This window comes from Vibrio sp. ER1A (assembly GCF_000733315.1).
Taxonomy (GTDB): Bacteria; Pseudomonadota; Gammaproteobacteria; order Enterobacterales; family Vibrionaceae; genus Vibrio; species Vibrio mediterranei.
Genome location: NZ_JPJA01000086.1, coordinates 57,790 through 66,101, shown reverse-complemented (window position 1 = coordinate 66,101; position 8,312 = coordinate 57,790). Strand labels below are relative to the sequence as shown.

Genomic DNA, 8,312 nt, shown 5'->3' with positions numbered 1-8,312 from the left:
GTATCTATATATCATTCTTATGTTTACTGGTTCTTTCAATATTCTTTATCAGCATTTATCTACATCAAATTACTTACCTAAGGAGATTGCATGCTAAACATCCCAAACTTACGTCACCTGCGAGCTATCTCAGAAGTCGTCCAGACGGGAAGTATTAGTAAAGCATCTGACTCAGTATTTCTTTCTCAGCCAGCGATAACTCAGGCCATCTCCAAACTTGAAAAAAACATCAATAGTGAATTGTTCGAACGCACCAGCGACGGCATGACACCAACAGAACAAGGAAAAGCGTTCGCATTTCGAATTGACCGAGCATTAGAGAACATAAGCCAGGGCATTGCTAACGCACTCAAGGTCGCCACTAAACAACGAAAGAGCAGTGTGCAACGCTACCTCTTCAATATCACGACAACCCAATTAAAAGCACTGATCGCTGTGGCAAATGGACAGAGTTTTACTGAGGCCAGTCGAATACTGGAAGTATCACAATCATCTGTCTACCGAGCATCGAAAGATCTTGAACATCTTCTCGGTTTCACACTGTTTGAAAAAACCAGTACCGGCGTCACACTCTCCAAAGCTGGATCGGTTTTGAACAAAGCGAGTAAACTCGCTTTTGTAGAGATAAAACAAGGACTTGATGAGGTTGATCTGTTAAGTAATCGTCACAGTAGTACTATCACTGTCGGCTGCCTACCTCTTGCTCGAACTGGCCTACTACCTAGCACTATTAATGAATTCTCCTTAGCTTACCCAGACTGCCAAATACACGTTGTTGATGGCCCCTATAAAGATCTTCTCAACCATTTAAAGTATGGCGAGATCGACATTCTCGTGGGTGCATTGCGCTTTCCCATACCAAGCACTGACATCCGCCAAGAAACATTATTTGAATCCAAAAACACCGTACTTTGCCGAGTAGACCACCCTCTTACACAAAAAGACCATATCAGCTTAGAGGATCTGCAACAATCCAGTTGGGTTGTGTCATCAAAAGCAACACCAACTCGAAAGATGTTTGAAGATCTTTTCACTAAAGCTGATATCGAAGTGCCAAGTCGACTGGTCGAAGCCAGCTCACAGATGCTGGTAAAAGAGCTGCTATTGGGCAGTGATCGGTTGACGTTACTTTCTCAGCATCAAATTCAACGAGAACTCAGAGAAGGACACCTAACTGCCCTACCTTTTGAAGGTGACGATCAGTCCCGACCTATTGGTTTAACCGTTCGCAAGAACTGGTTTGCTACCTCTGTACAAAAACATTTCTTGCAATTATTAAGAACAAACGGCGTCAAAATGGCGGTCTAATTCGACCGCTTTTTTTTCAAAATTGAATACCCTTACTCTTTAATTGATTATCCATACCGAATGGCCAATGGTACTGTTTTGCTGTAACCAAAAATAATTAAAGACGACAAGGTGGTTATAGTGAGGGTCACAAGAATTGCATTTATTGGCTTTGGTGAAGCGGCGAAATCTTTTATTTCCGCTTGGAACAATAAAGCTCCAGAAATAATGAATGCATTTGATATAAAAACAAATAGTTCCTTAACTAGGGAAACAAAACTTCTCGAATATATCGATTATGGCGTCCAAGGTACATTCAGAGCGCAAGAGGCTATTCGTGGCGCGCAAGTCGTGTTTTCTCTTGTAACAGCAGACCAGGCTGAAACAGCGATAAAAGATATCATCCCGTCGCTGGGTCACAAGCAGCTGGTTTTGGACTGCAACTCTTGCTCTCCACAAACAAAAAAGGAGCTTGCCAGGCTAACAGAACAACAAGGTTCAAACTATGTTGATGTCGCTATCATGGCGCCTGTACTTCACAGCGCTCCAGCGATTCCGGTTAACCTTTCAGGTCCTAAAGCCAAACAAGCCGCCAGTTACCTCACCAGTTTGGGGTTTAAGACGCAAGTCATCTCAGAGAGGGTTGGAGATGCATCAAGCATTAAAATGCTGCGCTCAATACTCGTCAAAGGCTTTGAGGCGCTCACTACCGAATGTCTTGTTGCTGCACGCAAGTCGGGAGTAGAAAAACAAGTACTTAAGTCCTTAAGCGACACCTACCCTGATCTGCCACTGGCTAAGCTAAGTCGCTACCACATGGAAAGAATGCTCAATCACGGAGAGCGACGACATTCTGAGCTTAAAGAAGTCGAAGCATTACTGAAGGATCTCAAGATAGACCACTCTATGGTGACGGGTGCCATGAACTGGCATCAGATGTTGGGCGCTATGCCCATAGAAGAGCAGCAACTGCCCTTGGAAGAACTGTCAGACGAAATAATCAAACACTTGCACGCGCCAAATTAACTCGCGAGTGCAAAAATATTACCAATCCAAACCCTATATCGCTTGAATACAAAAGGAATGATTATGAACGTGTGTGTCGTGGGCGCAACAGGCGCTTTTGGTCAAAAACACCTCGAAGCTTTACGTAATATCGAAGACGTCAATGTAACCGCTTTGGTGGCTCCCGAGCAGGACAAACTTGATCAACTTATTACCGAGCAATATCAAGCCGCACAAGGCTTCAGTTCTCTCGAACAAGCGCTGAAGTCCGACGACTTCCAAGCTGTAATCCTTGCGACGCCAACACAAATGCACGCTGAACAAGCGATACAGTGTATGGAAGCAGGCAAACACGTTTTGGTTGAAATCCCAATGGCTGACAATATCGAGGACAGCTATAAAGTCGTTGCAACACAAAAGAAAACCGGTGTCGTTGCCATGGCTGGACACACACGCCGCTTCAACCCTAGCCATCAGTGGATACACAACAAAATAGCCGCGGGTGAGCTGAATATTCAGCAAATGGACGTTCAAACCTATTTCTTCCGCCGCACCAATACCAATGCGAAGGGAGAGCCGAGAACGTGGACGGATCACCTACTTTGGCACCACGCTTGCCATACCGTCGATCTTTTCCAATATCAAACGGGTCAAAAAGCCTCCAAAATCCAAGCAATGCAAGGACCGATTCATCCTGAACTTAACATTGCCATGGACATGAGTATTGGAATGAAAACCCCATCAGGTGCGCTGTGTACACTGTCTTTGTCATTCAACAATGATGGACCGTTTGGCACCTTCTTCCGTTATATCTGCGATGAGGGAACCTATATTGCCCGTTATGATGACTTATTTGATGGCAATGAGAACCCTATCTCGCTTGAAGGCGTTGCTGTTTCAAATAATGGTATCGAACTGATCGATAGAGAGTTTATCGACGCTATCCGCACGGGTCGCGAACCTAATTCCAGCGTTGCAAGCTGCTTACCAGCGATGGAAACCCTGCATGAACTTGAACAACAACTGCAAGAACAGTAGGGACAACGCAATGCGAAAGATTGGTGAAACTACGTTAGCTCCAGTGGCACTAGGTTGTATGAACCTGTCCCACGCCTATGGGACACCACCGACTGAGAAGCACGGTATTGAGCTTCTCAACCAGGCACTAGATCTCGGTTACAACATGCTAGATACCGCTGCGCTGTATGGGTTCGGAGACAACGAGCAACTACTAGCTAAAGCGGTGGGACATCGCCGCAATGAGTATTTGCTTTCGAGCAAGTGCGGCATGTTCAAAGGAGCTAATGGTAAACGCACCATAGATGGTCGCCCTGAAACACTTCGCCAGACTTGTGAGCAAGCACTTCGTCGATTAAAAACCGATGTGATCGACCTTTATTACCTGCATCGTTGGGACAAATCCGTTCCGATAGAAGACAGTGTGGGCGAGCTCTCAAGGCTCTTCGACGAAGGTAAGATTAAACACATTGGCTTATCTGAAGTGTCGGCAAATACACTCGAAAAAGCGCATGGCATCCATCCTATTGCAGCAGTGCAATCGGAATATTCTCTATGGTCGAGAAATGCTGAAATCGCTGTGATTGATAAATGTCGTGAGCTTGGCAGTGCGTTTGTTTCATTCGGCCCTGTCGGACGTGGCATTCTCAGTGGTGAATTGCAAAGCAATCAATTTGTCGCAGGCGATATTCGTAATGCTATGCCTCGCTTCGATGACGATCACTTCAGCACTAACTTAGCGACAGTCGATAGGTTTGCTTCCCTGCTTCCAATGTTTGCCGAAGAAAATACGTCTCTGCCATCCCCAACATTGGCGCAATTTGCATTGGCTTGGACACTCGCAAAAGCACCCAACTCGATTGCATTGCCCGGCACCACCAGCATCAAGCACTTAGAAGACAACTGGAATGCTCAGCAATATTCAATCTCAAGCTCGCTATTAGATCAGATTGAACGCACTGTGCCGCAAACGGCGTTTATCGGTGGCAGGTACAACACTCAGACACAAACCGAGATTGATACTGAAGAGTATTAGCCTCAAACCAAACAATGAAGACAAGCTCAAAAAAGAGCGGTAAAGAAAGTGAAGGATTAACAACATGACAAAGAAAACAGCTTTAGTAATCAGTGCCCATTCTGCCGATTTCGTATGGCGCTGTGGCGGGGCCATCGCCCTGCATCAAAAACTCGGCTATGAAGTGACCATCGCTTGTCTTTCTTATGGCGAGCGTGGCGAGTCAGCAAAGCTATGGAAGCAAGAGGGAATGACGATTGAAGATGTTAAGCGCATCCGTCATCAAGAAGCGACAGCCGCTGCCGCCGCTCTGGGCGTTAAAGACATCCGTTTTTTCGACTTCGGGGACTACCCGCTTGAAATCGACAAAGAAGGCAAATACCAAATCGTCGATCTAATTCGTGAAGTTCAACCTGAGTTCATCATGACGCACTCTAAATGGGACCCTTACAACACCGACCACATGTACGCCACTGAGATCGTTCTTCAATGTCGAATGATCGCTCAAGCATGGGGCCATAACCCTGGTGAAAAAGTACTTGGTGCACCACAGGTTTACCTATTCGAACCACACCAGAGTGAGCAAATGGAATGGAAACCTAACACCTTCTTAGACATCTCTGAAGTTTGGGAAAGCAAAAAAGCAGCCATCGAATGCATGCAAGGTCAGGAACATCTATGGACATTTTATGAAAACCTTGCTGAAAATCGTGGCAATCACTTTAGAAGAAATTCTGGCGGACAAGCCGGTGGTAGAAGTTGTCAACATGCAGAAGGTTTTCAGGCTATCTTCCCGCAATGTGTCGACTCGTTGTAACGCACATTAATGCGTGCATGAGTGCATTAAAACACTCAAAACAATAGCAATAAAACCGCACGCATATCTCTATTGCCTCATGGTTGAGGCAATAGTGCAACGATCACAAAATCGCCATTTGTATAAGGGCTAAATTACAAATAACAAGCTTAAAACGACTGTAAGTAACACGATCACTATATGATTAGACTGGTCAACTTACACTCGCCACGACTATAAAATTACAACTCCAGGGACGAGACAAACATGAAAAAGAACATCCTAATTGCAGCACTGCTCACTGCTGCAATGACTTCCACCGCGTCACTTGCTGCCGAACGCATTTCAATTGGTACTGGCGGTACTGGCGGTCTGTTTTACGTTATCGGTGCGGGTATCGCAGAAACGGTAAATAAACATGTTGACGATACAACCGCTCGCGCAGAAGTGACTGGCGCATCTGTCGAAAATAACCACAGAGTCGCTGCTGGCCAAATGACGATCGGCTTCTCTTCTTCTTCCACACTGTTTGAAGCTAAAAATGGACAGGGACCGTTTGAAAGAACAGGTGCCTTAGATGTTGCAAGTGTCGCCTATCTTTATCCCGCGGTTTTACAGGTGGCTACCATCGAAGGCAAAGAGATTAATTCGTTTGACGACTTGAAGGGTAAACGTGTGAGTGTGGGTCCTCCGGGCAGTAATGCTGCCGTTATCACGCAGCGTTTGCTTGAAGAGTATGGCGTCTTCAAACAGATAACCCCACGCTTTTTATCATACACAGAGGGCGTAAAAGCGCTTGTTAGTGGACAAGTTGATGCCACAGTTGTTTTAGCCGGTGCGCCAACCTCTTCTCTCATCGATTTAAACTCTCAAGTAGATATGAAGCTACTTTCCGCCGATGAAGAGAAGCTCCAAAGCATGGTCGAAAAGTATCCTTTCTATCAAGTCGCTCAATTGCAGCCAGGGGTTTACTCTGATATTGCAGAGCCAGTTACGGTCATTAATGACCCAGCGATTTTGTTCACCAGTAGTAAAGTAGACCAAAATCAAATCTACAGCATAACCAATGCAATTTTCTCTAACTTGGATGAACTGGTTCAAGTGCATCCCCAAGCTAAAAATATCCAATTAGAAACTGCTCCAACGACCCCTATCGAATTGCACCCGGGTGCAAAACAATACTTCGACGAGTCTAAAGCCAACTAAAGGAACTCTCTATGAAGCAGACCTCTTTCTCAAGTCTGCTTCTTCCATCTGAGTCCTTAGGTCGGAAGGAGCAACTTGTCGTATCTATTTTGTTCAGTGTATTAGCCGTTGCGACGGCTGGTCTTGTTCTTTACGGCGCCTATTACGGGGGCATCACTGCCCTACTTTTACGTTCATCATTTTTCTCTTTAGTCGCTTGTGCGGCCATGGTTTTCTACGCCTCCCAAACACAGTCAGTGTTGCTACGAACTGGTCTCTACTTGCTGTCCCTCATCGCGTTAATTCCCGGTCCCTACTTATGGAACTCTTATATCGACATCATCATGCGTGGTGCGATGTCCGTTTCTGAAGACATTTGGGTATTCCTCGCGCTCATCTTGGTCATTTTTGTATTTGTAAGGCTGGCTGTTGGCCGAGCTCTGATCATTTTAATGGCCACTGCTTTTGCTTATGTTTATTTTGGTGACTTAATTCCAGGTGAGTACGGACACGGTGGCTATGACCTGCACCGCTTAACATCAACACTGCTTCTTTCAACGGAAGGTGTTTATGGTGTGCCTATGGGGGTCGCCGTAGAGTACATTTTCTTGTTCGGTTTATTTGGAACCATACTCACGAAGATAGGAACCGGAGCCGTATTTGTTGATATCGCTAGAGGATTAACAGGACGCGTTCAGGGTGGACCTGGATTATCCGCAGCGCTATCGAGCGCCTTGCTTGGTTCTCTCAATGGCAGTGCGGTAGCAAATGTGGTCACCACGGGTACATTCACTATCCCTCTAATGAAGCGTGTTGGCTACAGCCCGAAATTAGCAGGCGCGATAGAAGCCGCTGCCTCGTCAGCAGGACAGATTATGCCACCTGTCATGGGGGCTGCTGCTTTCTTAATGGCAGAAATGATCGGTGTTCCTTACGCAGAAATCGCACTGGCTGCCTTAGTTCCTGCACTACTATATCTACTCGCACTAATGATTTCAGTGCGCTTAGAAGCAGGCCGATTAGGCCTTAAACCCGACTCTGAGGCGGGCTGGGCACTACTTAAAACGACCCTGCAGACTAAGATTTACCTGCTATTGCCTCTGGCCGTCCTAGTGGGTCTGATGATCTCCGGACAGTCACCGACCCAAGCTGCGGTCATGGGTATTATTGCCGGCCTGGTTATTAGTCCATGGCAGCCAGAGACTCGTGTTAACTGGGCCGATCTGATTGATTCCTGTAAGGACACCTTGGTCAATACACTGCCTATCGTAGCGGCTGTTGCCTCTGCGGGTATTGTGATTGGTATTTTGAACTTAACGGGCATGGGTCTGATGATTTCTGGCCTCATCATTGACGTTGGTGACGGCAGCCTATGGACGGTGTTGCTGTTAACAGCACTCGCTTCTTTTGTTCTTGGAATGGGACTGCCAACCTCAGCGGCCTACCTTCTGCTGGCCGTTCTCGTGGCGCCAGCAATGACACAGCTGGGCATGGAAACGATTTCCGCTCACATGTTCATTTTCTATTTTGGTTTGGTGTCGGCAATTACGCCGCCAGTTGCACTCGCAGCGTATGCCGCAGCCACGATATCAGGAGCAAACGCTAATGAGACAGCCATCGAATCAATGCGCTTAGGGTTTGTAAAATTACTCATTCCATTCTTATTTGTCACCATGCCAGGCGTGTTACTGATCGGTGATGGTTTGAGTATTGTTGTGGCCATTTCTCTAGCGACACTGGCAACAATATCCATGAGTATTGGTTTCTCTGGTTGGTTAGGCGTTCCATTGACATGGATGAAGCGAAGCGGCTTTATCGCTGCTGCGATTTTTATCGCTTGGCCAGAGGCTGCAACTAACTTTAGTACGCCGATAGTGTTAACCAGAGCGTTGGGCTTCATTTTGTTTGTCGCGCTTTGTTTCCTTGTAAGCGCTAAAGCCAAGGAGCAAGTGGCTCACGCTGTTTAGACACTAACATCTAAGGCAATGGAAAGCCTTTTTCCTGAGC

Annotated in this window: 7 protein-coding genes; all 7 read left to right on the top strand. The window is 46.3% G+C overall.

Annotated elements, in window-relative coordinates; translation table 11 throughout:
• Window positions 1-90 precede the first annotated feature (90 nt).
• The 7 genes from HW45_RS08095 (at window position 91) to HW45_RS08065 (ending at window position 8,272) form a co-directional block, all read left to right on the top strand.
• Complete coding sequence (locus HW45_RS08095) at window positions 91-1,308, top strand: LysR family transcriptional regulator (RefSeq protein WP_038226161.1); 1,218 nt, start codon at window positions 91-93, stop codon at window positions 1,306-1,308.
• A 120-nt stretch (window positions 1,309-1,428) separates the two neighbouring features.
• Complete coding sequence (locus HW45_RS08090; protein WP_038226159.1) at window positions 1,429-2,313, top strand: DUF1932 domain-containing protein; 885 nt, start codon at window positions 1,429-1,431, stop codon at window positions 2,311-2,313.
• A 63-nt stretch (window positions 2,314-2,376) separates the two neighbouring features.
• Complete coding sequence (locus tag HW45_RS08085) at window positions 2,377-3,330, top strand: Gfo/Idh/MocA family oxidoreductase (RefSeq protein ID WP_038226156.1); 954 nt, start codon at window positions 2,377-2,379, stop codon at window positions 3,328-3,330.
• Window positions 3,331-3,340: 10 nt separating this feature from the next.
• Complete coding sequence (locus HW45_RS08080) at window positions 3,341-4,345, top strand: aldo/keto reductase (RefSeq protein WP_038227677.1); 1,005 nt, start codon at window positions 3,341-3,343, stop codon at window positions 4,343-4,345.
• Window positions 4,346-4,409: 64 nt separating this feature from the next.
• On the top strand, window positions 4,410-5,141 hold the full coding sequence (locus HW45_RS08075) for a PIG-L deacetylase family protein (RefSeq protein ID WP_038226154.1): 732 nt from the start codon (window positions 4,410-4,412) through the stop codon (window positions 5,139-5,141).
• 246 nt (window positions 5,142-5,387) lie between these two features.
• Window positions 5,388-6,326: a TAXI family TRAP transporter solute-binding subunit gene (locus tag HW45_RS08070; RefSeq protein WP_038226152.1), complete on the top strand. Its 939-nt coding sequence runs from the start codon at window positions 5,388-5,390 to the stop codon at window positions 6,324-6,326.
• Between the two features lie 11 nt (window positions 6,327-6,337).
• Entirely contained in the window at window positions 6,338-8,272 is a 1,935-nt protein-coding gene (locus HW45_RS08065; protein WP_051867905.1) for a TRAP transporter permease, read from the top strand.
• Window positions 8,273-8,312 lie beyond the last annotated feature (40 nt).